Here is a 25760-nt window from a genome sequence, read left to right on the forward strand (position 1 = left end):
TACAAGTGTAGTAGTACTCTACAAACGTAGAGGAGGTCGACATGCGCAAAGCGATCGTGGTCGGCGGGGGAATCGGCGGGCTCAGCGCCGCCATCGGGCTGCACGGCATCGGCTGGGAGGTCACCGTCCTGGAACGAGCGCCGGAACTCACCGCCGCGGGCGCGGGCATCTCCCTGTGGCCGAACGCCCTGCGCTCACTCGAAACACTGGGCGTCCGCCTCGACAAGCTCCAAGAACAATCGTCGGGCGGCCTCCACGACCGGAAAGGCCGCCGCATCACCCGATGGGACGCCGACGCGTTCCGCCGTCACCACGGCCGTCCGCTCGCCGCCCTCCACCGCGCCGACCTCATCGCGGGACTCCTCGCCGCCCTGCCCGCCGGAAGCGTCCGCACCGGCACCGCGGTCACCGACGTCGGCGACCTCGACGCGGACGTCGTCATCGCCGCCGACGGAATCCACAGTGGACTCCGCAAGCAGCTGTGGCCACGGCATCCCGCACCGGTCTACAGCGGCAGCACGGCCTTCCGCGCCGTGACCGCACTCCCGCACCCGACGGACCTCAGCACGAGCTGGGACGACGGCGCCGAGATCGGCGTCATCCCGCTCCACGACGGCCGCGTCTACTGGTGGGCGAGCTACGTCGCCGAAGCAGGCATCCGGCACGAAGACCCGAAGGCCTATCTCCGTGAACGTTTCGGCGGCTGGCACGAACCGATCCCGCGGCTCATCGACGCCACCACACCCGAGACGCTGCTCCACCACGACCTCTACCTGCTCGGCACTCCTCTGCCGTCCTACGTGAAGGGGCGGGTCGCGCTCCTCGGCGACGCCGCGCACGCGATGCCGCCGTTCCTCGGCCAAGGCGGTTGCCAGGCGATCGAAGACGCCGTCGTCCTCGCCGCCGCGCTCAGTTCCACCGAAGACGTCGACGCGGCGCTCAAGAGGTACGACGAGCAGCGCCGCCCGCGCAGTCAGTCGGTCGTCAAGTCGTCGATTCAGGCGGGAAAAATGGGGCCACAGTTGCGGAACCCGCTCGCCGTGGCCGTACGCAACAGCGTCTTCCGGCTGCTTCCCGGCGCGCTCACCGCCCGCATCGGAGCCGGGGTCAGCGGCTGGACGCCTCCGGTTCCCCGCCGACCAGCCCCGCCTCGTACGCGGTGATCGCGGCCTGCACCCGGTTCCGCGCGCCGAGCCGGTTGAGGATGGTGCTCACGTAGGCCTTCACCGTGCCCTCGACCACGAACAGCTTGCCCGCGATGTCCGCATTGGACAGTCCGGAACCCAGCAGTGCCAGCACTTCCTGTTCACGCGGGGTCAGCTTGCCGATCAACGCCTTCGCCTCTTCCGCGCGGGAAACCTGGTTGCCGGAGAAGCGGGCGATGACCCGCTGCGCCACCTTCGGCGAAAGGAACGCCGCGCCACCCGCGACCGCGTGGATCCCGGACAGCAGTTCCCGCGGATCACCGGATTTCAGCAGGAAACCGCTCGCGCCGAGACCGAGCGCGCGTTCGATGTAGGTGTCCTCGCCGAACGTGGTCAGCATGATCACGCCGACTTCGGGCAGCAGCCGCCGGATCTCCTCCGCCGCTTTCAGCCCGTCCATGACCGGCATCCGGATGTCGAGAAGCACGACGTCCGGCCTGGTCGCGCGCACCTGCTCGACGGCGGAACGGCCGTCCCCGGCCTCCGCGACCACTTCGATGTCGGCGTCGGCGGCCAGGATCGCCGACACGCCGGCCCGGATCATCGCCTCGTCATCGGCCAGCACCACCCGGATCATCCGGGTTCCCCCTTTGCTCGTCTTCACTGATCACGTCCTTCGCCACGAGTTTCCCGTCGGCGAAGCACAGCCGGTAGGCCTCGTAGTTTAAGTTGAACACGGTGCGCTCGGTGCCGTAGTACTCGCATGTCGCTCCCGCGGGCACCGGCGGCTCCACCGTCCGCGGCCGCGCGATCCGCTGACCGCCGGGCAGGACGGGCGCGATCTCCGCCCGCGTCTGACCGACCCGGATCCGCTCGTAGGCTCCTCTGGGGAGTTCGGAGCCGTACCACTGGACGAGGAACACCACCCCGCTGATCCCGACCACCAGGCCGAAGAGCCCGATCGGCACGACCACCGCCTGGATCAGGCTGCGCCGGACGTCGCGGCGGGCGCGTTCCAGTTCCCTGGCCGATGTCGACTGCCCGACCTCCGCGTCCATCGCCGCCTGGCTCTCCGGCGATTCCTCCGAAGGCGCCGCGTCGTGCGGCAGGGTGGCGCTGACCTCGAACCCGCCGCCGCTCGGCGCCGCCCGCAATGTCCCGCCGACCAGCCGGACCCGTTCACGCAGGCCGATCAGGCCGCGGCGTCCGGACGACCGTCCGGGCAGTGGACCCGCGGGCGGCGGCGCGTTGGTGACCACGACGTCCGTCTGCCCCGCCGAGCGCACGACCCGGACGGTGACGGCGGCTCCCGGCGCGTGTTTGACGACGTTCGTCAAGGACTCCTGGACCACGCGATACGCCGCGCGGTCGACCATTCCCGGCTCGCCGTCGACGGGTGCGTCCACAGAGGACTCGATCAGCACGCCGGACGCCCTCGCGCGGTGGAGCAGTTCGTCGATACTCTCGTCGACCGGCACGGTCGGGGCGTCGTCCTCGCGCAGCACGCCGATGATCTCGCGCAGCCGTTCGGTCGCCGTCGCGGCGCTCTGCCGCAATTCGCCGGCGGCCTGCCGCTGGAGCTCGTCGAGTCCGCCCGCGACCTCCAGCGCCGCGGCGCGGACCGCGATGAGACTCAGCTCGTGGCCCAGCGAATCGTGCATGTCGCTGGCGATCCTCGTCCGTTCACGCAACCGCGCGCGGTCGGCGATGAGCCGCTGACGGCTCTCCATCTCCTCGGCGCGGCGCCAGCCGTCGCGCGCCATGTCCTCGCGCTGCCGGATGTAGCGGCCCAGCAACCACGGCGTCACCGAGGCGAAGACCAAGATGCCGAGCAACGCACCCCATGCCGAGAAGCCGTCCTCGCTCCACAGCAGCGCCACCGGGACCGCGATCACGGAGACGATCGCGAAGACACGCATCATCGGCTTCGCGACCGGCTGCCGGTAACCCGCGAGGTAACTCACGGCGACGAGGAGGAATCCCTCCCAGATCGGCACCCGGCCACCGAAGCTGCCCAGCACGATGAAGCTCGCGAACATGGCGATGGTGAGCGAGACCAGCGGGTACCGCCTCGACACGGCGATCGCGGCCGTGGTCGCGGTGAGCCCGAAGAGCAGTTCCCAGTGCTTCGTGCTGGATCCGGCGTCGATGGTCACCCAGCCACAGAGCCCGAGCCACAGCGCGACGTCCATGACCAGTCGCCGCCCGCGCCGCACGGGCTCCTCTGCGTCCTTCACAGACTTGGACGCTACAAGCCGTGACGAGCGGACCGCCATGGACGAAAGTAAAGGTCCCCTGCTTCCCCTGGTTTCATGAGGCATGATGATCCACCATGGCCGAGCGCACACTCTCCGGTCAGCTAGGCGGTCCTGTCCCGGCAGGCATCGAAGCGCTGGCCGAACACGAGAAACAGGACCTCTCCGACGCGTTGCGCGACGCGCGCCACCGCCAGGCCAAGGCCTTGGCCGAAGCGGGCGAAGAGGGCCTGAGGTACGTACCCGCCCTTCTGCGGGGCACCGTCCGCAAGGTGGTGGGCCTGTGACCAACGAAAACTTCGCCTCGCAGGCGGAGATCCTCAAACTCGCGCGCGTCCTCGGCACCACGCCCGAGCGACTCGCCTACCTCGACCGCGTGGACGCCGCCGAACTCCAGACGTTCCGTGAGCAGGTCACGGACACGCTGTTCGACGCGAACCGCGCCGCCCTCGAGCGGATGGCGATGGCGAGCAAGCTCGTCCCCTCCCCGATTCTGGCGAAGATCGCCGAGAAGGTCTTCGGCCCGCTTCTGTGCGCCCGGATCGCCGGACTGGTGGACGTCTCCCGGGGCGTTGACGTCGCGAAGAGGCTGAAGCCGCGGTTCCTCGCCGACGTCGCGGCCGAGCTGGATCCGCGCCGAGCGAGCGCGATCATCGCCCGGATCCCGCTCGACACCGTCGTCGCGGTCGCCGGGGAACTAGTGCGCCGCGAGGACTGGATCACCGTCGGCCGGTTCGTCGGTCACCTGCCCGATCCGACGGTGCGGAAGGCCCTCGACGTCATCGGCGACAAAGCGCTGATCCGGATCGCCTTCGTCCTCGACGACAAGAACCGGATCGACCACGTCCTCGGCCTGCTCTCCGCGGACCGGTTCCGCGGCCTCCTGCGGGTCGCGGCCGCCGACGAAGGCCTGTGGCCGCCTCTGCTCGACCTGCTCACCCACCTGAGCGAGAAGCGGATCGAACAGTGGTCGCACCTGCTCGGCGAACTCCCGCCCGCCCTGCGCGAGCGCGTCGAAGACACCCTCGGCCAGGCCTCCTGATCCCGCCGGGGGAGCAAGGGACCTTTGCTATCGTTTTGCGGCGAAACCGCTGGTCAGCAGCCTCCCGCGCCGCCACACGGCGGCCGTCAGCGGCACCCCGGGCCGATACGCGAGGTGCGTGACCGAAGGCGCTTCGAGCACCTGAAGGTCCGCCCGCGCGCCAGGCCGGATCACCCCGACGTCGTCCCTCCGCAGGGCCCGAGCGCCGCCCGCCGTCGCCGACCAGACGGCCTCCTCGATCGTCATCCGCATCTGCAGAACCGCGGTCGTCACGCAGAACGCCATCGACGTCGTGTACGAGCTGCCCGGATTCGCGTTGCTCGCCAGCGCGACCGTCGCCCCGGCGTCGAGCAGCCGCCGCGCCGGAGCCAACGGCTGCCGGGTCGACAGGTCACACGCGGGCAAAAGGGTCGTGACAGTGTCCGAAGCGGCGAGAGCCTCTACGTCCGCTTCGCTCAGGTAGGTGCAGTGGTCGACACTCGCCGCCCCCAGCTCGACGGCGAGCCCTACACCCGGCCCCTCCCCCAGCTGGTTCCCGTGCACGCGCAGCCCGAGGCCGCGTTCCCGTGCCGCCTTCAGCACCCGCCCGGACTGTCCCTCGTCGAAAGCGCCGGTCTCGCAGAACACGTCCGCCCACCGCACGAGCGGCGCCACGGCGTCGAGCATGTCACCGCAGACCAAGTCCACATAGGACTCCGCGTCCGCGCCCGGTGGCACCAGATGAGCGCCGAGGAAGGTGACCTCGTCGGCCACGTCGGCGGCGATCCGCGCCGAGCGCACCTCGTCTTCGACGTTCAGCCCGTATCCGGTCTTCGTCTCCAGACACGTCGTGCCCTGCCGCGCCGCTTCGTCGACGTGACGCCGCAGGTTCGCGGCCAGCTGCTCGTCGGAAGCCGACCGCGTCGCCTCGACAGTGACCGCGATACCCCCGGCGCTGTACGCCTTCCCGGCCATCCGCGCCTCGAACTCGGCCGTCCGGTCCCCGGCGAAGACAAGGTGGGTGTGGCTGTCCACCCAACCGGGCAGCACCGCGCGACCGTCGACGTCGACCCGCTCGTCCGCGTCCGGCGCGTGCGCCGCCGAACCGGCCCAAGCGATCGTCTCGCCCTCCACGATGACGGCCGCGTCGCGGAGTTTGCCCAGCTCGGCGTCGTTCGTGGTGAGCTCGCCGATACCCGTGATCAGGACTGCCACAATGCCTCGATCTCCTTGGCCAAGACCGTTTCCGGCCGGTCGATCAGCTGGTGTGCGCCATCGCGGACGATCTCACGCCCGGCGATCACGACGTTCCGCACGTCCGCCCCGGACGCGGCGAAGACCACCCCGGACGGCTCGATTCCCGCGGTCCGCACCGAACCGAGGCCGACCGTCACCAGGTCCGCACCCGCGCCCGGAGCCAGCTCGCCGACCCCGTCCCAGCCGATCGCGCCGTGATCCGTCGCCGCCGCGAGCAGTTCCTCCGCGGTGAACCTGCCGCGCTTCTCGCTGGCGAGCCGCTCGTTCAGTTCCAGTGCCCTGGTCTCCTCGAACGCGTCGACGACCGCGTTGCTGTCACTCCCGACGCACAGCCGCACACCCGCGTCCAGCAGCGTCCGCGCGGGACCGATGCCGTCGCCGAGATCCCGTTCAGTCGTCGGGCAAAAGCAGGCACGACTCCCAGCCTCGCCGAGCCATTTGACGTCGCCCGGTGTCAGGTGCGTCGCGTGCACCGCGGTGAGCCGTTCGCTGAGCACGCCGTTGTCCCAGAGCAGCCCCGTCGGAGTCCAGCGATAAGCCGCCATGCACTGTTCGTTCTCGGCCCGCTGCTCGGAGAGGTGGATGTGCAACGGCCGATCCGCCGGCGTTCCATTGTCCACTTCGGACAGTTGGTCTTCGGGAACGGCACGCACGGAATGGATCGCGCCACCCACCCGGAACGTCTCGTCTTCCCGCAGCTCGCCGACCCGCCGCGCCCAGTGCGCCGCGGAACCGTCGGAGAACCGCTTCTGCACCTCGTCGGGCTCGACGCCGATGCCGCCCGTGAGGTAGCACGTGTCGAGCAACGTCAGCCGGATCCCGGCGTCCCTGGCGGCTTGCCGTAGCGCCTCACCCATCGCGTTCGGCTCGGCATAGGGCTTTCCGCCTGGAGCGTGGTGCAGATAGTGGAACTCGCCGACACTCGTGTACCCGGCCAGCACCATCTCGGCGTAGACGCCCCGCGCCAGCCGGTAGTACGAGTCCGGATCGAGCCGCGACGCGAGCGAGTACATCCGCTCGCGCCACGTCCAGAAGGTCCCGCGGTCATGGTGCGTCCGGCCGCGCAGCGCACGATGGAACGCGTGCGAGTGCCCGTTGGCGAAGCCCGGCAGAGCCAGTCCACTCAGGACGGTCCCTTCACGAGACGCGTTCGCCGTCACGGAAACGATCGTCCCGCCGTCGACCTCGATCCGGACGGCATCGGCGATCTCGTCCGGCAACCAGGCCCGTTCACACCAATATGTCGTCATGTCGACAGTTTCTCCAGGACGTCCGCGAGCGCACGAGCGCCGTGGTCGACATCCTCCGCCTCCGAGAACTCCTCCGGGGAATGGCTGATGCCGGTGGGATTACGCACGTAGAGCATTCCGGACGGGACGAACCCGGCGAGGATCGCCGCGTCGTGTCCGGCGCCGGTCGGCAGCTCCGGCGGTCCGCCGAGCCAAGTGCCCAGGTCACGGCGCAGCGCGTCGTCGAAGACCACGTCGTCCGAGTACGACTCCCTGGCGACCTCGACCCGGCAGCCCTCCTGGCTTGCCGCTTCCTCGGCCAGCTTCGCGATCTCCGCGACCAGTTCCGGCGTATCCGTGCCCGGCACCCTTGCGTCCAGCCACAAGTCCACAGTGGACGCGATGACGTTGGTGCCGCCGGGAATCGGCACGAGCCTGCCGACCGTGGCCCTGGCGTCGGCCGTCGCCTTCGCCATTTTCCGCACGGCGAGAACGGTCTCGGCGGCTGGGATCATCGGGTCGCGACGGTCGCCGATCAGTGTGGCACCAGCGTGGTTTCCCTGCCCCTGGAAGGAGAATCGCCACCGGCCGTGCGCGATCACCGTACTCCCGACGGCGACCGGCGAGCCGAGATCGATCAGCCCGCGCCCCTGCTCGACGTGCAGTTCGAGGAACCGCCCGATCAAACCGAGTCGCTCGGCATCGCAGCCGACCTGCTCGGGGTCGAGCCCGGATTTCGCCGCCGCTTCGGCGAACGTGACGCCGTCGGGATCACGCAGGCCACGCGCCTTGTCCGCGTCGATGGTCCCGGTCAGCAGCCGTGAACCGAGGCACGGGACGCCGAAACGGCCGCCCTCCTCTTCCGCGAAGACCACGACGGCGAACGGCTTGGCCGGGCGGAATCCCTTGGCCTGCAAGATCTCGACCGCGTCGAGTGCGCTCGCGACACCGAGCGGTCCGTCGAAGGCCCCGCCACCGGGCACCGAATCGAGGTGGCTCCCGGTGACCACCGCGTCCGGGCCGGGAGTGCCCCACCAGGCCCAGATGTTGCCGTTGCGATCGGTCTCGACACCCAGTCCCAGCCGTCCCGCGCGCTCGACGAACCAAGCGCGCAGTTCCGTCTCGGCCGCGTCGAAGGCGTGGCGCGAGTACCCGCCGCGCTTCGGATCGCGGCCGACGTCCGAGATCTCCGCCAGCAGCGAGGACGCGGTCACTCGGCGTCCCGCATCGGCACGCGCACGCCGCGCTCGTCGGCGACGTCGGCCGCACGGTCGTAGCCGGCGTCAACATGCCGGATGACACCCATGCCCGGGTCGTTGGTGAGCACGCGCTCGAGTTTCTGCGCGGCCAGCAGGGTTCCGTCGGCCACGCTGACCTGACCGGCGTGGATGGAGCGGCCCATGCCGACGCCGCCACCGTGGTGGATCGACACCCAGCTAGCACCCGACGAGGTGTTGACCAGCGCGTTCAGCAGCGGCCAGTCGGCGATCGCGTCGGAACCGTCGGCCATGCCCTCGGTCTCGCGGTAAGGCGAGGCGACGCTGCCCGAGTCGAGGTGGTCGCGGCCGATCACGACCGGCGCCTTCAACTCGCCGCTGGCGACCATCTCGTTGAACCGCAGGCCCGCGAGGTGCCGCTCGCCGTAGCCGAGCCAGCAGATCCGCGCCGGAAGTCCTTGGAAGGCGACGCGTTCACCTGCCAGCTTGATCCAGCGCGCGAGGGATTCGTTCTCCGGGAACAGTTCCAGCATCGCGCGGTCGGTCGCCGCGATGTCCGCCGGATCGCCGGACAGGGCCGCCCAGCGGAACGGGCCGTTCCCCTCGCAGAACAGCGGGCGGATGTAGGCGGGCACGAACCCGGGGAAGTCGAACGCGCGCTCGCAGCCGCCGAGTTTCGCCTCGCCGCGCAAGGAATTGCCGTAGTCGAAGACCTCGGCGCCCTTGTCGAGGAAGCCGAGCATCGCTTCGACGTGGTCGGCCATCGACTCGCGGGCGCGCTCGGTGAACTCGTCGGGCTTCTTGTCCGCGTAGTCCTGCCACTCGTCGACGCCGATGCCCTTGGGCAGGTAGGAAAGCGGATCGTGCGCGGAGGTCTGGTCGGTGACGATGTCGACCTCGACGCCACGGCGCAGCAGTTCGGGCAGCACCTCGGCGGCGTTGCCGACCACGCCGACGGACAGGGCGCGCTTCTCCTTCTTCGCGGCCTCCACGCGGCGGATCGCGTCGTCGAGATCGTCGGCGACCTCGTCGAGGTAGCGGGTCTCGACGCGGCGGTGAGCGCGCTGCGGGTCACATTCGATGACGAGCGCGACGCCGTCGTTCATCGTGACGGCCAGCGGCTGCGCGCCGCCCATGCCACCGAGGCCGGCGGTGACGGTGAGCGTGCCCTTGAGGCTGCCTCCGAACCGCTTCTTCGCGACAGCGGCGAAGGTCTCGTAAGTGCCCTGCAGGATTCCCTGCGTGCCGATGTAGATCCAGGACCCCGCCGTCATCTGGCCGTACATGGTCAGGCCCTGTGCCTCCAGGCGGCGGAACTCCGGCCAGGTCGCCCAGTCGCCGACGAGGTTGGAGTTCGCGATGAGCACCCGCGGCGCCCATTCGTGCGTGCGGAACACACCGACCGGCTTGCCGGACTGGACGAGCAGGGTTTCGTCCTGCTCCAAAGTGGTCAGTTCACGGGTGATCGCGTCGAAACTGGCCCAGTTGCGGGCGGCCTTGCCGGTGCCGCCGTAGACGACCAGGTCGTCGGGGCGCTCGGCGACCTCGGGGTCGAGGTTGTTGTGGAACATCCGCAGCGCGGCTTCGGTCTGCCAGTTCTTCGCGGTGAGCGTGGTGCCTCGGGCGGCACGGACCGTGCGGGACATAAGCTCAGACCTCCAGTTGGGCCGCGGCGAGGACGGTACCCGACGCGACGAGTTCTTCGGCGGCGGCGATCTCCGGCGCCAGATGACGGTCGGGGCCGGGGCCCTCGACCTTGGTACGGACCAGATCCCGGACCCGGCCGGTGACCGGCGACGGGACGAGAGGCGCGCGCATGTCGAGTGCCCGCGCGGCGGTGAGCAGTTCGATGGCGAGGACCGTGTTGAGCCCCTCGACGGCCTTGCGCAGCTTGCGCGCGGCGGACCAGCCCATGGAGACGTGGTCCTCCTGCATGGCGCTGCTCGGGATCGAATCGACCGACGCCGGCACCGCGAGACGCTTCAGTTCGCTGACGATGGCCGCCTGCGTGTACTGGGCGATCATGTGGCCGGAGTCGACACCGGGGTCGAACGCGAGGAACGGCGGCAGGCCGTGCGAGCGGGCCTTGTCGAGCATGCGGTCGGTGCGACGCTCGGCGATGCTGGCGACGTCCGCGAGCGGGATGGCGAGGAAGTCGAGCACGTACGCGACCGGGGCGCCGTGGAAGTTGCCGTTCGACTCGACCCGGCCGTCGGACAACACGACCGGGTTGTCGACCGCGGAATGCAGCTCACGCTCGGCGACGAGTTCGGCGTGCGTGAGGCTGTCACGTGCGCCTCCGTGCACCTGGGGCGAGCAGCGGAGCGAGTAGGCGTCCTGGACGCGGTTGCAGTCCGGGCCACGGTGACTCTCGACGATCTTGGAGCCCTGTAGCGCGGTCCACATGCGCTGGGCGCTCAGCGCCTGCCCGGGGTGCGGGCGCAGGGCCTGGAGGTCGGCGGCGAAGGCGCGATCGGTGCCGAGGAGCGCTTCGACGCTCATCGCCGCGGTGATGTCGGCGGTGTCGAGAAGCTTGCGCAGGTCGGCCGCGGCAAGCAGGAGCATGCCAAGCATGCCGTCGGTCCCGTTCGTGAGGGCGAGGCCCTCCTTCTCCGCGAGGACGATGGGCTCGATCCCAGCGTGCTTCAGCGCTTCGCCGGCCGGGACGACTTCACCCCTGTACGCGACTTCGCCCTCTCCCATCAGCGCGAGCGCGACAGCGGCCAGCGGCGCGAGGTCGCCGGAGCAGCCGAGGGAGCCGTATTCGTGCACAAGCGGGGTGATTCCAGCGTTGAGCAGGGCCGCAAGCGTTTGCGCCGTCTGCGGGCGGACCCCGGTGTAGCCGCTGGTGAGGGTGCGGAGGCGCAACAGCATCAGCGCGCGCACGACCTCGGTCTCGACGACCGGACCGGCGCCCGCCGCGTGGGAGCGGATCAGCGACCGCTGGAGCGCGGTGCGGCTCTCCAGCGGGATGTGCCTGGTGGCGAGCGCACCGAAGCCGGTCGACACGCCGTACGTCGGCGTCTCAGCATGGGCGAGGTTGTCGATGTGCTGACGCGTCGCGGCGAGGTTCTTCTCGACCGCTTCGCTGACCGCGACGGGCGAGTGGTCACGGGCGACCGCGACGACCTGTTCGGGCCGAAGCGGTTCGGTCCCCAGAAGTACGGTTTCCGGCATAGCCCCATTGGACAACGCCAAGGCCGCTGGTGGGCGGCCCCAACCGGTGGTTGTGTCTGGTATCCAAGACACAGCGGAAGAGAGCAAGGGACCTTTGCTATCGCTTACTTAGGCATGCTCAGCAAGTGATAGCAAAGGTCCCTTGCTCCCCCGGGGTCGGGCGAAGAGGAGGTCGAGATGGGTGAGAGCAGCGAAGTCCCTGCGCTGCGACGCGGCCTGGGCATCCTTCGCGCCCTCGCCGCGCGGCCTGGGCCGGTGTCCGCGGCCGCGATCGCGCGCGAACTGGGCCTCCCGCGCTCGACGACGTATCACCTGCTCGCCGAACTGGAGGCCGCCGGTTTCGTGACGCACCTGCCCGCCGAACGTCGCTATGGACTCGGCATCGCCGCGTTCGAACTCGGCTCGGCCTATTTACGGCACGACCCGCTGGAACGGCTCGCCGTCCCGTTGCTGCGCAAACTCGCCGACCGCGTCGGGCACACCGCGCATCTCGGCGTCCTGCACGGCAACGAGTCGCTTTACCTGGTCAAAGAACGCCCCACGCGTCCGGAAACGCTGGTCACCGAGGTCGGCGTCCGGCTGCCGGGTCAGCTCACGGCGTCGGGTAGAGCGATCCTGCGGCACCTGCCGTCGCCGCATGTGCGCGCGCTTTTTCCGGCCGCGTCCGCGTTCGTCCTGCGTACCGGCCGCGGCCCAAGCACCCTCGCCGAACTGCGCCGCACGCTGAACGCGGAGGGCAGGCTCGGCTGGGCGGTCGAAGACGGCCACGTCACCGAGGGATTCGCCTCGGTGGCCTGCCCGGTCTTCGACCACGGCGGCCGGCCGATGGCCGCGATCAGCGTGACCCTGCGCCACCTTTGCCCAGGGGCGGAAGGGTGCGAAGAAACCTGGCCTGACCTCGCCGAGGAGGTCCGCTTGACCGCGGCCGAACTGACTACCCGGATCGGGGGTCAGGTGCGCTGAGCGTGCCTTTTCTGGACTCCCTCGAGACCGAGCATCGCCAGCAGTTCGGCGCAGTCGAGTGCGTCCGAAGAGTGCCCGGCAACGGTCCTCGCGGCCCTGCCGTTCTGCACGGTGAGGCGGATTTCTTCCTCAGCCCGCACACCTGCCATGCGGCTCTGGTCTTCTGCGGGATCGGGACGACTGGAATGCCTAGCCCAGGTCATCTGACACCTTCTTCCGGCCCTCCGGCGACACGGGGTCGGTTCGAAAGAGGGCCATGGTCGGACACACAGCATGACATCCCACCTCGCGACCGTTCCCGGCGCGGGTGAATTGAGATGAAAATGACCTTGGTTGTACTACTCTCCGTGATCCAAAAAAGTCTCGAGCCGGGCATTGAACGGCTCACCTGTATCGGGCACCAGATGCCCCATCCCGCCACGACGCCGCGGCGCGCGCCTGTTCTGTTCGCGATCTCGTCGGCGACGATTTCGTACTCCCGCCGATGAGCACGAGCATCGAGAATTCCGCTGACGCCAACACATTCAGCGGCAATTTCGCGTCTCCCGGCGGTCGCATCACGGCCAGGGCGCGTGCCCCGCGCCGCAACGTCTGTGGCACCGGACCCGGGATCGGCAGTGGCACACCCGCGAGCGGGAAAACGCCTCGAAGACTTCGCGAGGGTCTTCCAGCGGACCGTCGAGGAACCTTCAGGCTCCGCGTCCCACGCGTCGACGACCTCGTTCCCGCGGACCACCCCGGTCGCGGGCGGCTCGACCACGGTGAGCGACCGGACCATCTCAGCACGTCGGGCGGCCGCCACCATCACGACGATCGCGCCATAGGACAACCCGATGGAAGTCCTCGAAAATCAACGCCGACAACATCGAATGACCAGAACATCCACGGACACCCCGGTTATTGATTTCCACGAGAACCGCATTCTGCTCCGCGTGCAATTGACGCTTCAAAAACTTCGATCTCCTGTTTGCGGGCGTGCAGCGTCGCAGTATCGGCACGCCACCACTCGGAGCACACCTGGAACTGTTTTCGCTGGCCAGGCCCTCAACGATGCCGAAGGTCGAACACGTGTACTAGCCCGATTTGCGTAACGACCAGCTGCCCCTCGATTCACCCGACGGGTGAACAAAGGCCGCAAGCTGAATACGCAGACTCTCGTGAGTGGTAATGACGGTTCTAACCGTCATTACCACTCACAAGACCGGTCACGGCCGCCCTTTGTAAGCCGCGATGACCTCAGGCAACGACCCTTGCCTGCGTATCCGGCCTTCGTCCATCCAGAGCGCGGTCGTGCACAATTCCATCAGCAATTCGTCAGCGTGCGACGCGAACACCAGCACCCCGGAGCGCTGCGCGAGATCCACCAGCCGTTCGCGCGCCTTGGCGAGGAATGCCGAATCGATCGCGCCGAGGCCTTCGTCGAGGATGAGAATTTCGGGATCGATGGTGGTCACCACACCGAGGGCCAGCCGCACGCGCATTCCTGCGGAGTAGGTCCGCAGCGGCAGGTGCAGGTAGTCGCCGAGTTCGGTGAACTCCGCGATGTCGTCGATCTTCTTCTCCATCCGCTTGCGGCTCATGCCGAGGAACAGGCCCCGGATGAGGATGTTCTCGTGGCCGGACACTTCGGGATCCAGGCCGACGCCGAGGTCGAACACGGGCGCGATCCTCCCGACGACGTGCGTGCTACCTCGTGTCGGCTCGTAGATACCGGACAGCAGCCGCAGGAGGGTTGATTTGCCGGCACCGTTGTGCCCGACCAGGCCGACTCGGTCGCCCTCGCGCAGAGACAGGGTGATGTCCCGCAACGCCTCGATGATCGGGACTTTCGCTTCGGTACCGATCTTGCCGCCGACCTTGCCGAGCACCCGTTTCTTGAGCGACCGGGTCTTGGCGTCGAAGATCGGAAAGTCGACGTAGGCGCCTCGCACCTCGATACTCACCATGCTCCCACCCTCCTACTGTCAAATGCGAACGGAAGTTATCATTCGCATTCAAACAGGGATCCTGAGGGGAGTAAGGTGCGGCCAGTGACTCAGCAGTCCATCGAGCAGGGCTTCCGCCCGCCCCAACAAGCACGCAGCCGCGCGTCCCTGCAGAAGGTGCTGGCCGCCGCCGAGCACGTCCTGGCCGAGGGGGGCATCGAGAAATTCACCATCGCGGCGGTCGCCGAGCAGGCAGGCATGTCGGTGGGTGCGATTTATCGCCGCTTCGCGGGCAAGGAGCAGCTGCTGTACGCCGTCAAGGACCAGTTGCTCGGCCAACTGGAAGTCAACGTCAGTGAAGCGCTTCGCTCATCGGCGCCAAAGCTGAACGAGGTCGTCAGCGCGTTCACCCACGCGCTCGCGCGCACCTTCACCCACCACGGCCGGATCTTTCCGGAGCTGCTCGACAGCCAGCGCACCGATGGGCGCGAACGGGGACTGGAAACACTCGCCGCGATCCAGCGGACCCTCGTGGAAGCCGTGCGGCCCTGTATCGAGGAGATCGGTCGGCCTGACCGCGCACTGGGCGTCCAGCTGGCGGCTCGCACCATCATCGGCTCCTGCGTGCACCGTGCCGCCACCTGCCGGTTTTGGACGGACGACCTGTCCTGGACCACGTGGGCGACCGAAACGACCGAGATGACGCTCGCCTACCTGACGGAAAAAGAGAAGCGGCCCCACCCCGAGGGGTAGGACCGCTTCTGCCGTCCAGTGGAGGTGCCGGGAATTGAACCCGGGTCCTCTGGCGTATCACCAGGGCTTCTCCGTGCGCAGTCCGCTATGTCTCTACTTGGCCCCTTCAGTCACGCGAACAAGCTGAAGTGACGAGCCCAGCCACTGTTTGTTTCCCAACCACACCCCGTAGCCGAGTGTGGCGGTAAGCCTCCTAGCTGATGCCGGTGACCGGGTCGGAGGCGACCCCGGACCGACAGAGTTGCTCTACTGCTTAGGCAGCAAGAGCGAACTCGCGCTGGCTCTTAGGCTCGGCGCTTATTGGTTTGCGATGACGCTTACGGTGGTCTCTCGCCTGCACCGGCACGCTTCTCCTGATTCAACGTCCAAAGTCGAAACCGTTCACCCCCTTGTAGGGACCTGTCCATCATAACGCGGACGGCAACAGGGTTATTTCCGGCGGGTGGGGCTAGCCCCACCCGCGAGATGCCCGCGCACACCATGTCGTCCGCCCCTCCGCAGGACGATGCTTGTCCCATCGACTTCGGAAGGGAGCACGACCATGAGTTCGCTAGCGGCCGAGCGGGAGCTGAGCAGGTCCGATCCGTCGTTCGGCGGCTCGCTGGCCTACCTGCTGATGAACCTGCCGATGGGCGTGCTGGCCTTCGCGCTCCTGATGTCGTTCTTCTGGCTGGGCGTCGGCACGGTGATCATCTGGATCGGGGTGCCCATCCTCGCGCTGGTGATCCTGTCGGTCCGCGGGGCGGCCCGAATGGAACGCGCCAGGGTGTACGCGCTGTTGGACCGCTACATCGACCTGCCGTACCTCCCGCTGCCCGTCGCCGGCCAGTCCGTGCGCTGGAAGGCACGGTTGAAGGACACCTCCACCTGGCGTGACCTGAGCTACTTCTTCCTGCTCTTCCCGCTCGGGATCGTCGAGTTCGTGCTGGTCACGGCCTTCTGGTCGACCAGTCTCGGCCTTGCCGGACTTCCGATCTACTACCGCTTCCTCCCGGGCGGCGAGTACCGCTTCCCCAGTTGGGACCTGCCGTGGTTCACCGTGGACTCGACGGTCTCGGCGTTGCCTTGGGCGGCTCTCGGCGTGCTGTGCATCGCGCTCTCGGTAGCGTTGACGAAAGCGCTGGCAGGGATGCATGCCCGGCTGGCGACGGCGTTGCTCGGGCCGACCCACGCCCAGCGCCGCCGCCTGGAGGAGTCCTGGGGCGAGGTTTCGACGATGAGCACGGTGACCGGATGACGATCGACCAGCAGGTGCGGCATGTGGAGATTCCGCGCCCGAGACCGCTGAAATCGATCGTCTACATGATCGTCAGCTGGTTCTTCCGGATCCTCCAGTTCATTCTGATCGTCGTCGGCCTCACGGTCGGGATCGCGACCGCGGTGGTGTGGATCGGCTTCCCGATCCTCATGGCCACGACGAACTTCATCCGCTGGTCCGCCGACCGCGAGCGCGGCTGGGCGCGGAAGATGCTCGGTACGCCGCTGGAGCCGGTCGAACGGCTCCCGGTGGAGGGCCTTTCGCTGGTCAAGCGCTGGATGACCCGCCTGACCGACCCGACGACGTGGCGCGACCTCGCTTACCTGATGCTCGCGTTCCCGCTGGCCTGCGTGGAACTCCCGATCGCGCTCGCGTCGATCGTGCTGCTGCCGATGGCGCTCTGGGTGACCCCGTGGCTCGCCTGGCTGCACGGCAACCTGGCGTTCTCCTTCCTCGGCCCGAACCGCACCCAGCGGCTGGAGCAGAAGGCGGAACATCTGCAGGCGTCGCGGGCCCGCGGTGTCGATGCCGCCGAAGCCGAACGCCGCCGGATCGAACGCGACCTGCACGACGGCGCACAGCAGCGCCTGGTCGCCGTCGCGATGAGTCTCGGCCGCGCGAAGTCGAAATTCGACCATGACCCGGCCGCCGTGCGCGAGCTGATCGACGAAGCGCACCTCGACGCGAAGCTCGCGGTGTCGGAACTGCGCGACCTCGCCAGGGGCATCTACCCGGCCGTGCTCGGCGACCGCGGCCTCGACGCCGCGCTCTCCGCACAGGCCGCGAAGTCGCCGATCCACGTCGACGTCGAGGTGGACGTCGAACCGCGGCCGCCCGCGGCGGTCGAGACGACGGCGTACTTCATCGTCGGCGAGACACTGACGAACATCGCGAAGCACTCGGGCGCGACCGAAGCGGGTGTGAAGGTGTGGCGTACCGACTCGATGGTGATCGTCGAGATCACCGACAACGGACACGGCGGCGCCGAGGTCCGGCCCGGTGGCGGACTCGCCGGGCTCGCCGACCGGGCGGCGACGATCGACGGCGTGATCACCGTCGTCAGCCCGGTCGGCGGCCCCACGGTGATTCGTGCGGACCTGCCCTGTCAGTGGTGACCGGCTCGTGAGTGAATAGGCTCTGCCATTCATTCACGACGCTGGGGGCAGCATGCGGGTTGTCATCGCCGAAGACGCGGTTCTGTTGCGTGAGGGGGTGATCCGCCTGCTCGCCGACGAGAACATCGAGACCGTCGCGGCCGTGGACAACGGCGACGACCTGCTGGTCGCGGTCAAGGAGCACCGACCGGATCTCGCGATCGTCGACGTGCGAATGCCGCCCACCTTCACCGATGAGGGTCTGCGGGCCGCGCTGGGCGCCCGTGACGCCATCCCAGGGCTCCCTGTCCTGGTGCTTTCGCAGTATGTCGAGGAAAGCTACGCGGTCGAACTACTCTCCGGCGGCGCCGGCGGCGTCGGCTACCTGCTCAAAGAGCGCGTCGCGGACGTCGGGGACTTCCTCGACGCGGTGAAGCGGGTCGCCGGCGGTGGTACGGCCATCGACCCGGACGTCATCGCGCAACTGATGGCACGAGGCCGCAAGAACCCCCTCGATTCCCTGACCGCCCGCGAGTCCGAGGTACTCGGGTTGATGGCGCAGGGCCTGTCGAACACCGCGATCGCGAACTCGCTCGTCGTCTCGCACGGCGCCGTCGAAAAGCACATCGGCAACATCTTCTCGAAGCTCGGCCTCGAAGCGAGTTCGGTGGAACACCGCCGGGTCCGCGCGGTTCTCACTTATTTAGGGCGCTGACCTGCACAACGAGAGCAAGGGACCTTTGCTATCGCCGCTCGGGGACGCTGAAGTAGCTCTTGGTGGCGAGGCCGTCACTCACCTAACATTGGCAGACTGTTGGTGAGCGACGAGCCGAACCGAGGAGGACCCATGACCGACAGGCCCTCCCATAGCGTCCGCTTCTTCGGAGGTCCGCTCGACGGACGTGTCCAGGAACTCGGCGACACCGAGCCGATCGCGGGCACCGTCCTCAAGCACGTCCATCTGCACGACGGGCCGAAGATCGAAACCCGCTACGAACTCGGCCTCGCCGAGGACGATTGCTGGGAGTTCCGCCTGTGCGCCGCCCCGGTCCCGGAGCCCGCGCCACGGCCGGAGCCCGAACCCGACGGCGTGGGGTAGGGAAAACTCCACCTCCGAAGGGCGAAAACTGGAAGGCGGATACGGCGGCCCGCACCGCTGTTTCCGAAGCCCTGAACCACCAGGCTTCTTGGCATGCACACGAGCCAGAAGCGAGGCCGGGACCGGTTCCTCGACATCGTCCGAGCGGTCGCGATCCTCGCGGTCGTCGTTCAGCACTGGGGCATGCCGGTGCTCTCCTACGCCGACGGCCACCTCTCCACCGGAAACGCCCTCGCGACGCCCGGTTGGTGGGTCATAACCTGGGCCTCGCAAGTAATGCCGCTCGTCTTCTTCGCCGGTGGCGCGGCGAATCTGATCTCGTTCACCCGGGCGGAAAGTTCCCGGTCCTGGCTCGCGGCCCGCCTCAAGCGGCTGATGCTCCCGGTGCTGCCGCTCGTGGCCGTCTGGCTCTTCGTCCCGGACATCCTGCGCGGCATGGGCATCCCGGAGCAGCCCCTGCAGATCGGCGGCGCGATCGCCGCACAACTGCTGTGGTTCCTGGCCGTCTACGTGCTCACCGTGCTGCTCACCCCGCTGATGGTCGCGGCACATCGCCGCTGGGGCCTCAAGGTCCCGTTCGCGATGCTCGCCGCCGCCGTCCTCGTCGACATCGCCCGCTTCAACGACCTCGGCCTGATCGGTTTCGCGAACGCGATCTTCGTCTGGGTCGCCGTGCACCAGCTCGGTTTCCACTACACGCAAGGCCGTCTCGGCTCGATCGGCCGCCGCACCGCGTTGGGCATGTCCGCCGCCGGTTTCGGCATCACCGCGCTGATGGTCGCCTTCGGCCCTTACCCGGCCAGCATGATCGGCATGCCGGGCGCACCGGTGTCGAACATGAGCCCGCCGACCGTGCTGCTGGCCTTCCTCGCGATCGGCCAGATCGGTCTCCTGCTGGCCTTCAAGCCGCAGCTGAACGCACTGGCCGCCCGCCCGAACCTTGACGCCGCCCTGAAGTGGATCGGCCCGCGGTTCATGAGCGTCTACCTGTGGCACATGCCCGCACTGATCGTCGTGTCCGGTGTCGCTGTCTACGGCCTCGGTTACTCGACGCCTGAACCGGGTTCCTTGCTGTGGCTGACCATGGTCCCGGCTTGGCTCGGCGCCTGCGGACTGGTGCTCCTCGGTCTCCTGCGGCTCTTCGCCCGCTTCGAAACGCAGAGCTCCGGCCCCGCCTCGACCGCACACACTCCTCAGCTCGTCCTGGCCGGCCTGGCGATCTCCGGCGGCCTGCTGGGACTGGCCGCGCACGGCTTCGCCCCGCTGAGCGACGGTCTGGCGCAGGGACCGGTGCCGTGGGTGGCACTGGCGACGGGCGGTTTTTACCTGGCGGGCAAGCAGATCCCGGTCTCGGAGCTGGGGACGCGGCTGCTCGGCCGCGCCGTCTCGGTCACCGAGCTGGCGCAGCTCAAACGCTGAGCAGCTTCGCGGGGGTGTCGTGCAGCACTGCCCGCAGGAACGGCTCACCGAGGCGATCGTCGGCGGCCCAGCCGGCGATCGCCTGTAGCTGTGTGGCGTAGGAGTACGGGATGTTGGGGAAGTCGGTGCCGAGCACGACGCGATCGGGGAACTCCGCCAGCAGGTCCGTCCAGTCCGACGGAAGCGGGTTGCCGCGCAGGGTGAACTCCACCCCGACCATCGTGGTGTCGAGGTACACGCGCGGATACTTCCTGGCCAGCTCGAACGCGAAGTCGATCTCCGGCATACCGGCGTGCGCCAGGACCAGCGTCAGATCCGGATGCCGCACCAGAATCTCTTCGAACAACCGTAACCCGGTGTAGGCGCCCTTTAGCGGACCGTGTCCACAGTGGACGACCACCGGGGCGCCCGCGTCGGCCAGCGCGCCCCAGACGCCGTCCAGCAGTTCGTCACGGGGGTCGTAGGCGCCGACCTGGACGTGTGCCTTGAAACAGCGGGCGCCCGCGCGCAGTGCTCCGTCCACAACGGACACGGCAGCGGGTTCGGGATAGAACGTCCCCGTCGGCACGGCGTCCGGGACGCGCTCGGCGAACTCCAGCGCCCAGGACGTCAGCCATTCGGCCATCCCGGGTTTGTGCGGATAGACCAGCGGCGCGAACTTGCGCACACCCAACGAACGCAGGGTTTCGATCCGCTCCTCTTCCGAAGTGCGGTAGTGCACCGGCCAGGCCATGCCGTAGTGCTCCTCGGCCTGGTCGAAGTAGGCCCACACCTTGTCCATGACCGGCTTCGGCAGGAAATGGAGGTGGATGTCCACGAGCCCGTCGATGCCCAACGCCGAGATCCACTCAGGGATGTCGGCGTCCGAGGCCGGTCCGTGGATCAATCGTTGTACCGGCCCTTCAGCGCCCGGCCCAAGGCCCGGCTGATGGTGCGCTCCGCGTCGCGCTTGGAGATGTCCTGCCGCTTGTCGTAGGACTTCTTGCCCTTGGCCAGTGCGATCTCGACCTTGACCTTGCCGTCCTTGAAGTACATCGACAGCGGGACCAGCGAAAGACCACTCTCCTTGGTCTTGCCGATGAGCCGCTCAATCTCCTGGCGGTGCAGCAGCAGTTTCCGGGTGCGCCGCGGCGTGTGGTTCGTCCAGGTGCCCTGCACGTACTCCGGGATGTGCACGTTGCGCAGCCAGACCTCGCCGTCGTCCACCGTGGCGAACGCGTCGGCCAGCGATGCCCGTCCCTCACGCAGGCTCTTCACCTCGGTACCGACGAGCACGAGACCGGCTTCGTAGGTGTCGAGGATGGAGTAATCGTGGCGAGCCTTGCGGTTCGACACGATCACCTTGTGTCCACGTTCCTTGGGCATAGCGGCGACTCTACGTGATTTCCTGTGTTCGAGCAGGTGGTTATCGGACGGATCAGTGGCGCACGTACAGGCGCAGCGTCACATAGCCGGTGATCGCCGAGATGACCACCGAGACGGCGAGCAGGATCGGCGCCACCGGGAACAGCAATTCGAGCATGCTGATCGCCGGGAACACGTCCCCGGTCAGTACGAGGTCGAGCAGGAACACCTTGGTGAGGATCAGGAAGACGATGCCGATGAGGGCACCGACAAGGCCGGCGACCACCGCCTCCAAGAGGAACGGCAGCTGGGTGTACCAGCGGGTGGCGCCGACCAGGCGCATGATGCCGACCTCGGTGCGCCGGGTGAACGCCGACACCTGGATCGTGTTGGCGATCAGCAGCAGTGCCGCCAGCGCCATGATCACCGCGGCGCCGAAGGCGAGGTTCCGGACGGCGTTGAGCGCGTTGAACACGCGGTCCAGCGCCTTCTGCTGGTCGTCGACCTTGCTGACGCCCGGTTTGCCGGTGTACTCCTGGATGATCGCCTGGCTGCGCTCGGGGTTCTTCAGCTTGACGTGCAGCGACGCGGGCAGCGCGTCCGGACCGGTGAGCGCGAGCAGTTCCGGCTGGCTCTCGAACATCTTCTTGAACCGCTCGAAGGCCTGCGCGCGGTTCTCGTACACGACGGACTCGACGCCGTCGTTGCCCTGCAGATCCTGGCGCAGCGACTGGCAGGCCGACTGCGAGCAGTTCGGGTCACCCGCGCTGATGTCGTTGACCAGATAGACCGAAACCTCGACGTCGGAGAGGAAGTTGGCCTTCATCTTGTCGATCGTGCCGACGGCCAGCAGGCCGATGCCGAGCATGGCGAGGGAGACCGCGGTGGTGAGGATCATCGCGATGGTCATCGTGACGTTCCGGCGCAAGCCGGTGACTACCTCGCTGAAGACGAAACTGGCGCGCATCGGGGTTGATGTCCCTTGGAAGTCGTGGGTAACGGAGGAGGGCGGGGCCGGTCAGCGGCCGATACCGTAGACGCCTCGGGCGTCGTCACGGATGACCTTGCCGAGCTGGAGTTCGACGACCCTCCGCCGCATCGAGTCCACGATCGAATGGTCGTGGGTGGCCATCAGCACCGTCGTGCCGGTGCGGTTGATCCGCTCCAGCAGCAACATGATGTCCTGGCTGGTGTCGGGGTCCAGGTTCCCGGTCGGCTCGTCGGCGAGCAGCACGAGCGGGCGGTTCACGAACGCGCGGGCGATCGCGACGCGCTGCTGCTCACCACCGGAGAGTTCGTTGGGCAGGCGGTCGGCCTTGCCGTCGAGGCCGACGAGTTCGAGCACCTCGGGCACGACCTTGCGGATCGTCGGGCGCGGCTTGCCGATCACTTCGAGCGCGAAGGCGACGTTCTCGGCGACGGTCTTGTTCGACAGCAGGCGAAAGTCCTGGAAGACGCAGCCGATGGTCTGCCGCAACCGCGGCACCCGGCGGCGGGCGAGCTTGGCGACGTCGAAGTTGGAGACCATCACGCGACCCTTGCTCGGCACCTCTTCGCGCAGCAGGAGGCGCAGGAAGGTCGACTTCCCGGATCCCGAGGGACCGATCAGGAAGACGAACTCACCTTTGTCGATCTCGACCGACACCCTTTCGAGGGCGGGACGGGTCGAGGTCTTGTAGACCTTGGAAACCTCTTCGAGCCGGATCACGGTTCGGCATACTACCCATGCCGCCCGTTAAGCCCGGGTAGCCCGGTCCCGGCGGCCAAGCGAGCAAGGGACCTTTGCTATCACTCTCTCCCGGAAAGTGATAGCAAAGGTCCCTTGCTCTCTCACGCAGGGTCGTCACGCGGCTCCGGACTGCTTGCGCCAGCGGATACCCGCCTCGAGGAAACCGTCGATCTCACCGTCGAGAACGGACGACGGGTTGCCGACCTCGAACTCGGTCCGCAGGTCCTTGACCATCTGGTACGGGTGCAGCACGTAGGAGCGCATCTGGTTGCCCCAGCTGGAGCCGCCGTCCTTGAGCGCGTCCATCTCGGCGCGCTCCTCTTCCTTCTTCCGCAGCAGCAGCCGCGCCTGGAGGACCTTCATCGCCGCCGCCTTGTTCTGCAGCTGCGACTTCTCGTTCTGGCACGACACGACCACGCCGGTCGGGATGTGCGTGATCCGCACCGCCGAGTCGGTCGTGTTGACGCTCTGGCCACCCGGGCCGGACGAGCGGTACACATCGACGCGAATGTCCTTCTCGGGGATGTCGACGTGGTCGACCTCCTCGACCTCGGGCATCACCTCGACGTGGGCGAAGGAGGTCTGGCGACGGCTCTGGTTGTCGAACGGCGAGATGCGCACCAGCCGGTGCGTGCCCTGCTCGACCGAGAGGGTGCCGTAGACGTAGGGGGCGCTCACCTTGAAGGTGGCGGACTTGATGCCCGCCTCTTCGGCGTAGGAGATGTCGTAGACGTCCGTCGGGTAGTTGTGCCGCTCCGCCCAGCGCAGGTACATCCGGAGGAGCATCTCGGCCCAGTCGGCCGCGTCGACGCCGCCCGCTTCGGACCGGATGGTGACCACCGCGTTCCGCTGGTCGTATTCACCCGACAGCAGCGTGCGGACCTCGAGCCCGTCGATGTCCTTGGTGAGCGACGTGAGCTCGGACTCGGACTCGGCCATGCTGGCGGAGTCACCCTCGGCCTCGGCCAGTTCATACAGGACGCCCAGGTCGTCGAGCCGCTGCCGCAGCTCGGAGATACGTCGCAGCTCACTCTGCCGGTGTGACAACTGGCTGGTGACCTGCTGCGCCGCTTCGGGGTCGTCCCAGAGGTTCGGGCTGGAGGCCTGTTCCTCCAGCTCAGCCACCTGGGCACGCAGCGCATCCAGGTCCATCACCGACTCGATCTGCGTCAGCTTGCCGGTCAGGTCCTTCAGTGCCGCATCGAACTCATCACTCACGTCGGCCAAGGTTACGGCAAAACCCACGACCGGTTGCGGGGAACCGGTCGTGGGCACCTGTCCGGGTCAGGACTGGGGGATGGAATCCAGCAGTTTCAGTGCCGCTTTGGCCTGCGCCTGCGCGAATTCGGCGACCGCCTTGGCGTACGGGCCGTCGGCGGCCTTGGTGGCGGCCTTCGCCTCGTCGAGCTGCTGCGTGTAGCTGGCTCGCGCCGACTCGAGCAGGGCTGAGCGCTGCTTCACCGTCAGCGAACCGGCGTGCACGAGACGCAGGATCAGCGGGCTGCGGAGGTGGTCAGGACCGGCTTCTGAGGACAGCCACGTCTTGAACGCCTTCTTGCCCGCCGCGGTGATGACGTACTGCTGGCTCGACCGCGGACCCTGCTTGCCGAGGCGGACGAGGCCCTCCTTCGACAAGGCGGGAAGCTCCCGGTACACCTGGCTGCGGGTCACGCTGAAGAAGGCGCCGAAACGCTCACCCGCCCCCGCGACCAGCTGCCCGCCCGTGGCGGGACCGTCGTGGAGAAGACCGAGCAGTGCGGCGGCTGTTGCATTCAATTCGGACACGTCATCTACGGTCCCACTTTTCGGAACCTGTGTCCACTGTGGTCAGCACATCTGTCCATTGTGGCTAGTGATATGCGCTCATTCGGCCCAACGCACTACGCCTGTCCACAAAGGACCGAACACGCTGCGCGACCGGGCTTCGCCACGGACAGCGGCACGCTTCCCCCGCCCCGACCAACGACGGTGAGTGATCGACCCGGACGGCGCACGCGCCACGGAACCGGAAATAGAAGAAGCGCGTGCCTGCGATTTCCGCAGACACGCGCTTCGTTTTCTCTGTAGCGGGGACAGGATTTGAACCTGCGACCTCTGGGTTATGAGCCCAGCGAGCTACCGAGCTGCTCCACCCCGCGTCGTTGTGTTAATAGATTACATGGGGCCGGAACCGGGTTTCACGGGGGTACCCTTAACTTCCCGGTGAGCCTTTGACCAGCCTTTATGGCGCGACTTTGTCATCCAGCCAAGCGAAGACGCCGTTGAGCACCATCGTCAGCCCGTCGCCGAACCTGGCCTCGACATCGTCATCGAAGACCCACGCCGTGGGCGTGAGGTCGTAACGCGGGTCTCGTTCGCCCGGAACCGGGTAGACGGCCTGCTCCTCGATGGTGAAGCCCACGACGTAGCTGTAGACGGTGAACAGTGCTCGGCCGGCCAGGTACGGCTCCAGTCCCGCGTCGACCCGCCCTTGCAGTGGGTTATCGGTGAGCAGGGCGGAATCGGTCAGAAACGTCCCCGAGAAGACCTTCGCGCCGTCACGGTAAGCGAGCATCATCCGGCGCATCTGCTGCGACGCCAGCTCAAGCGATTCCCGCTCCCCCATACCTTCCGGCGTACGGCCCGGCATGGCATCCGCGTACATCTGCGTCGCCATCTCGTCGAGCAGCTCCTGCTTGTTCTTCACGTGCCAGTAGAGCGCCGGCGCCTTGACCCCGAGGTCCTGCGCGATCAGCCGAAGCGTGAGCCCGTTGAGACCGACGTCATTGAGCAGCCGAAGCCCGGCGTGGATGATGTTCTGCCTGGTCAGAGCCACTTTTGCACTCTCTTCCCGTACTACCGTCTTGACAATTTAACGATGTTAAGGGCACGCTTG

At 67.8% G+C, this 25760-nt stretch carries 27 protein-coding genes, 1 tRNA gene and 1 other RNA gene; 11 read left to right on the plus strand and 18 right to left on the minus strand.

Annotation, left to right across the window (positions count from 1 at the left end; all coding sequences use genetic code 11):
- The first annotated feature begins 41 nt into the window (after positions 1-41).
- Positions 42-1163 (plus strand): FAD-dependent monooxygenase, encoded by a 1122-nt coding sequence (locus ACZ54P_RS08190; protein WP_465460795.1) that lies wholly within the window; start codon positions 42-44, stop codon positions 1161-1163.
- Here ACZ54P_RS08190 and ACZ54P_RS08195 read toward each other — a convergent pair.
- Positions 1108-1782, minus strand: a complete 675-nt coding sequence (locus ACZ54P_RS08195) for a response regulator transcription factor (protein WP_465460866.1) — start codon at positions 1780-1782, stop codon at positions 1108-1110. The genes ACZ54P_RS08190 and ACZ54P_RS08195 overlap by 56 nt on opposite strands.
- Positions 1757-3361, minus strand: coding sequence for a sensor histidine kinase (locus tag ACZ54P_RS08200; RefSeq protein ID WP_465460867.1), 1605 nt, complete (start codon positions 3359-3361; stop codon positions 1757-1759). Before ACZ54P_RS08200 ends, ACZ54P_RS08195 begins: the two co-directional genes overlap by 26 nt.
- Positions 3362-3477: 116 nt before the next feature.
- Here ACZ54P_RS08200 and ACZ54P_RS08205 point away from each other — a divergent pair, with 116 nt between their 5' ends.
- Positions 3478-3687, plus strand: coding sequence for a hypothetical protein (locus ACZ54P_RS08205; RefSeq protein WP_465460796.1), 210 nt, complete (start codon positions 3478-3480; stop codon positions 3685-3687).
- Positions 3684-4442, plus strand: a complete 759-nt coding sequence (locus tag ACZ54P_RS08210) for a hypothetical protein (protein WP_465460797.1) — start codon at positions 3684-3686, stop codon at positions 4440-4442. Before ACZ54P_RS08205 ends, ACZ54P_RS08210 begins: the two co-directional genes overlap by 4 nt.
- A gap of 27 nt (positions 4443-4469) precedes the next feature.
- On the opposite strand, the gene hutI is transcribed toward ACZ54P_RS08210, so the two are convergent.
- Genes hutI through hutH form a run of 5 tightly spaced genes read right to left on the minus strand, consistent with a single transcriptional unit; the run spans position 4470 to position 11301 of the window.
- Positions 4470-5636, minus strand: coding sequence for an imidazolonepropionase (hutI, locus tag ACZ54P_RS08215; protein ID WP_465460798.1), 1167 nt, complete (start codon positions 5634-5636; stop codon positions 4470-4472).
- The gene (locus ACZ54P_RS08220) at positions 5624-6928 is read right to left on the minus strand and encodes a formimidoylglutamate deiminase (RefSeq protein WP_465460799.1); all 1305 of its coding nucleotides are present in this window, start codon (positions 6926-6928) and stop codon (positions 5624-5626) included. Before ACZ54P_RS08220 ends, hutI begins: the two co-directional genes overlap by 13 nt.
- Positions 6925-8121, minus strand: a complete 1197-nt coding sequence (locus tag ACZ54P_RS08225) for an allantoate amidohydrolase (RefSeq protein ID WP_465460800.1) — start codon at positions 8119-8121, stop codon at positions 6925-6927. Before ACZ54P_RS08225 ends, ACZ54P_RS08220 begins: the two co-directional genes overlap by 4 nt.
- On the minus strand, positions 8118-9770 hold the full coding sequence (hutU, locus tag ACZ54P_RS08230; RefSeq protein WP_465460801.1) for a urocanate hydratase: 1653 nt from the start codon (positions 9768-9770) through the stop codon (positions 8118-8120). Before hutU ends, ACZ54P_RS08225 begins: the two co-directional genes overlap by 4 nt.
- A gap of 4 nt (positions 9771-9774) precedes the next feature.
- Positions 9775-11301: a histidine ammonia-lyase gene (gene hutH / locus ACZ54P_RS08235; protein WP_465460802.1), complete on the minus strand. Its 1527-nt coding sequence runs from the start codon at positions 11299-11301 to the stop codon at positions 9775-9777.
- 177 nt (positions 11302-11478) lie between these two features.
- On the opposite strand from hutH, the gene ACZ54P_RS08240 reads away from it, so the two are divergent.
- On the plus strand, positions 11479-12264 hold the full coding sequence (locus ACZ54P_RS08240; RefSeq protein ID WP_465460803.1) for an IclR family transcriptional regulator: 786 nt from the start codon (positions 11479-11481) through the stop codon (positions 12262-12264).
- On the opposite strand, the gene ACZ54P_RS08245 is transcribed toward ACZ54P_RS08240, so the two are convergent.
- Positions 12252-12467 carry a hypothetical protein gene (locus ACZ54P_RS08245; RefSeq protein WP_061981184.1) on the minus strand — a complete coding sequence of 72 codons (216 nt, stop codon included), beginning with the start codon at positions 12465-12467 and terminating at the stop codon, positions 12252-12254. The two genes, ACZ54P_RS08240 and ACZ54P_RS08245, sit on opposite strands and share 13 nt — an antisense overlap.
- Positions 12468-12881: 414 nt before the next feature.
- Here ACZ54P_RS08245 and ACZ54P_RS08250 point away from each other — a divergent pair, with 414 nt between their 5' ends.
- Positions 12882-13088 (plus strand): hypothetical protein, encoded by a 207-nt coding sequence (locus ACZ54P_RS08250; protein ID WP_465460804.1) that lies wholly within the window; start codon positions 12882-12884, stop codon positions 13086-13088.
- A 381-nt stretch (positions 13089-13469) separates the two neighbouring features.
- Here ACZ54P_RS08250 and wzt read toward each other — a convergent pair whose 3' ends face one another.
- The gene (gene wzt, locus ACZ54P_RS08255; RefSeq protein ID WP_465460805.1) at positions 13470-14210 is read right to left on the minus strand and encodes a galactan export ABC transporter ATP-binding subunit Wzt/RfbE; all 741 of its coding nucleotides are present in this window, start codon (positions 14208-14210) and stop codon (positions 13470-13472) included.
- An 84-nt stretch (positions 14211-14294) separates the two neighbouring features.
- Between wzt and ACZ54P_RS08260 the strand changes: the two genes are divergently transcribed.
- The gene (locus tag ACZ54P_RS08260) at positions 14295-14942 is read left to right on the plus strand and encodes a TetR/AcrR family transcriptional regulator (RefSeq protein WP_465460806.1); all 648 of its coding nucleotides are present in this window, start codon (positions 14295-14297) and stop codon (positions 14940-14942) included.
- Between the two features lie 16 nt (positions 14943-14958).
- Here the strand turns inward: ACZ54P_RS08260 and ssrA are convergent.
- Positions 14959-15331: a transfer-messenger RNA gene (gene ssrA, locus ACZ54P_RS08265) on the minus strand.
- Between the two features lie 152 nt (positions 15332-15483).
- Between ssrA and ACZ54P_RS08270 the strand changes: the two genes are divergently transcribed.
- From ACZ54P_RS08270 to ACZ54P_RS08290, 5 genes are all read left to right on the plus strand, one after another.
- Positions 15484-16179, plus strand: a complete 696-nt coding sequence (locus ACZ54P_RS08270) for a sensor domain-containing protein (RefSeq protein WP_465460807.1) — start codon at positions 15484-15486, stop codon at positions 16177-16179.
- Positions 16176-17315, plus strand: a complete 1140-nt coding sequence (locus tag ACZ54P_RS08275; protein WP_465460808.1) for a sensor histidine kinase — start codon at positions 16176-16178, stop codon at positions 17313-17315. Before ACZ54P_RS08270 ends, ACZ54P_RS08275 begins: the two co-directional genes overlap by 4 nt.
- A gap of 52 nt (positions 17316-17367) precedes the next feature.
- Complete coding sequence (locus ACZ54P_RS08280) at positions 17368-18009, plus strand: response regulator transcription factor (protein WP_465460809.1); 642 nt, start codon at positions 17368-17370, stop codon at positions 18007-18009.
- Positions 18010-18141: 132 nt separating this feature from the next.
- Positions 18142-18393: a hypothetical protein gene (locus tag ACZ54P_RS08285; RefSeq protein WP_465460810.1), complete on the plus strand. Its 252-nt coding sequence runs from the start codon at positions 18142-18144 to the stop codon at positions 18391-18393.
- A gap of 93 nt (positions 18394-18486) precedes the next feature.
- Positions 18487-19812 (plus strand): acyltransferase family protein, encoded by a 1326-nt coding sequence (locus ACZ54P_RS08290; RefSeq protein ID WP_465460811.1) that lies wholly within the window; start codon positions 18487-18489, stop codon positions 19810-19812.
- Here the strand turns inward: ACZ54P_RS08290 and ACZ54P_RS08295 are convergent.
- From ACZ54P_RS08295 to ACZ54P_RS08330, 8 genes are all read right to left on the minus strand, one after another.
- On the minus strand, positions 19802-20698 hold the full coding sequence (locus ACZ54P_RS08295; protein ID WP_465460812.1) for an amidohydrolase family protein: 897 nt from the start codon (positions 20696-20698) through the stop codon (positions 19802-19804). The two genes, ACZ54P_RS08290 and ACZ54P_RS08295, sit on opposite strands and share 11 nt — an antisense overlap.
- Positions 20695-21177: an SsrA-binding protein SmpB gene (gene smpB / locus ACZ54P_RS08300; protein WP_061981176.1), complete on the minus strand. Its 483-nt coding sequence runs from the start codon at positions 21175-21177 to the stop codon at positions 20695-20697. Before smpB ends, ACZ54P_RS08295 begins: the two co-directional genes overlap by 4 nt.
- A 52-nt stretch (positions 21178-21229) precedes the next feature.
- Positions 21230-22123 (minus strand): permease-like cell division protein FtsX, encoded by an 894-nt coding sequence (ftsX, locus tag ACZ54P_RS08305; protein ID WP_465460813.1) that lies wholly within the window; start codon positions 22121-22123, stop codon positions 21230-21232.
- Between the two features lie 51 nt (positions 22124-22174).
- A complete protein-coding gene (gene ftsE / locus ACZ54P_RS08310; RefSeq protein WP_005168409.1) occupies positions 22175-22864 on the minus strand; it encodes a cell division ATP-binding protein FtsE in 690 nt (229 codons plus the stop codon).
- Between the two features lie 135 nt (positions 22865-22999).
- A complete protein-coding gene (prfB, locus tag ACZ54P_RS08315) occupies positions 23000-24103 on the minus strand; it encodes a peptide chain release factor 2 (RefSeq protein ID WP_143104776.1) in 1104 nt (367 codons plus the stop codon).
- A 66-nt stretch (positions 24104-24169) separates the two neighbouring features.
- Positions 24170-24670 carry a PadR family transcriptional regulator gene (locus ACZ54P_RS08320; RefSeq protein WP_465460814.1) on the minus strand — a complete coding sequence of 167 codons (501 nt, stop codon included), beginning with the start codon at positions 24668-24670 and terminating at the stop codon, positions 24170-24172.
- 279 nt (positions 24671-24949) lie between these two features.
- Positions 24950-25023: transfer RNA gene (locus tag ACZ54P_RS08325), tRNA-Met, on the minus strand.
- Positions 25024-25106: 83 nt separating this feature from the next.
- A complete protein-coding gene (locus ACZ54P_RS08330) occupies positions 25107-25700 on the minus strand; it encodes a TetR/AcrR family transcriptional regulator C-terminal domain-containing protein (protein WP_465460815.1) in 594 nt (197 codons plus the stop codon).
- Positions 25701-25760 lie beyond the last annotated feature (60 nt).

Source organism: Amycolatopsis sp. NPDC034160 (genome assembly GCF_055575355.1).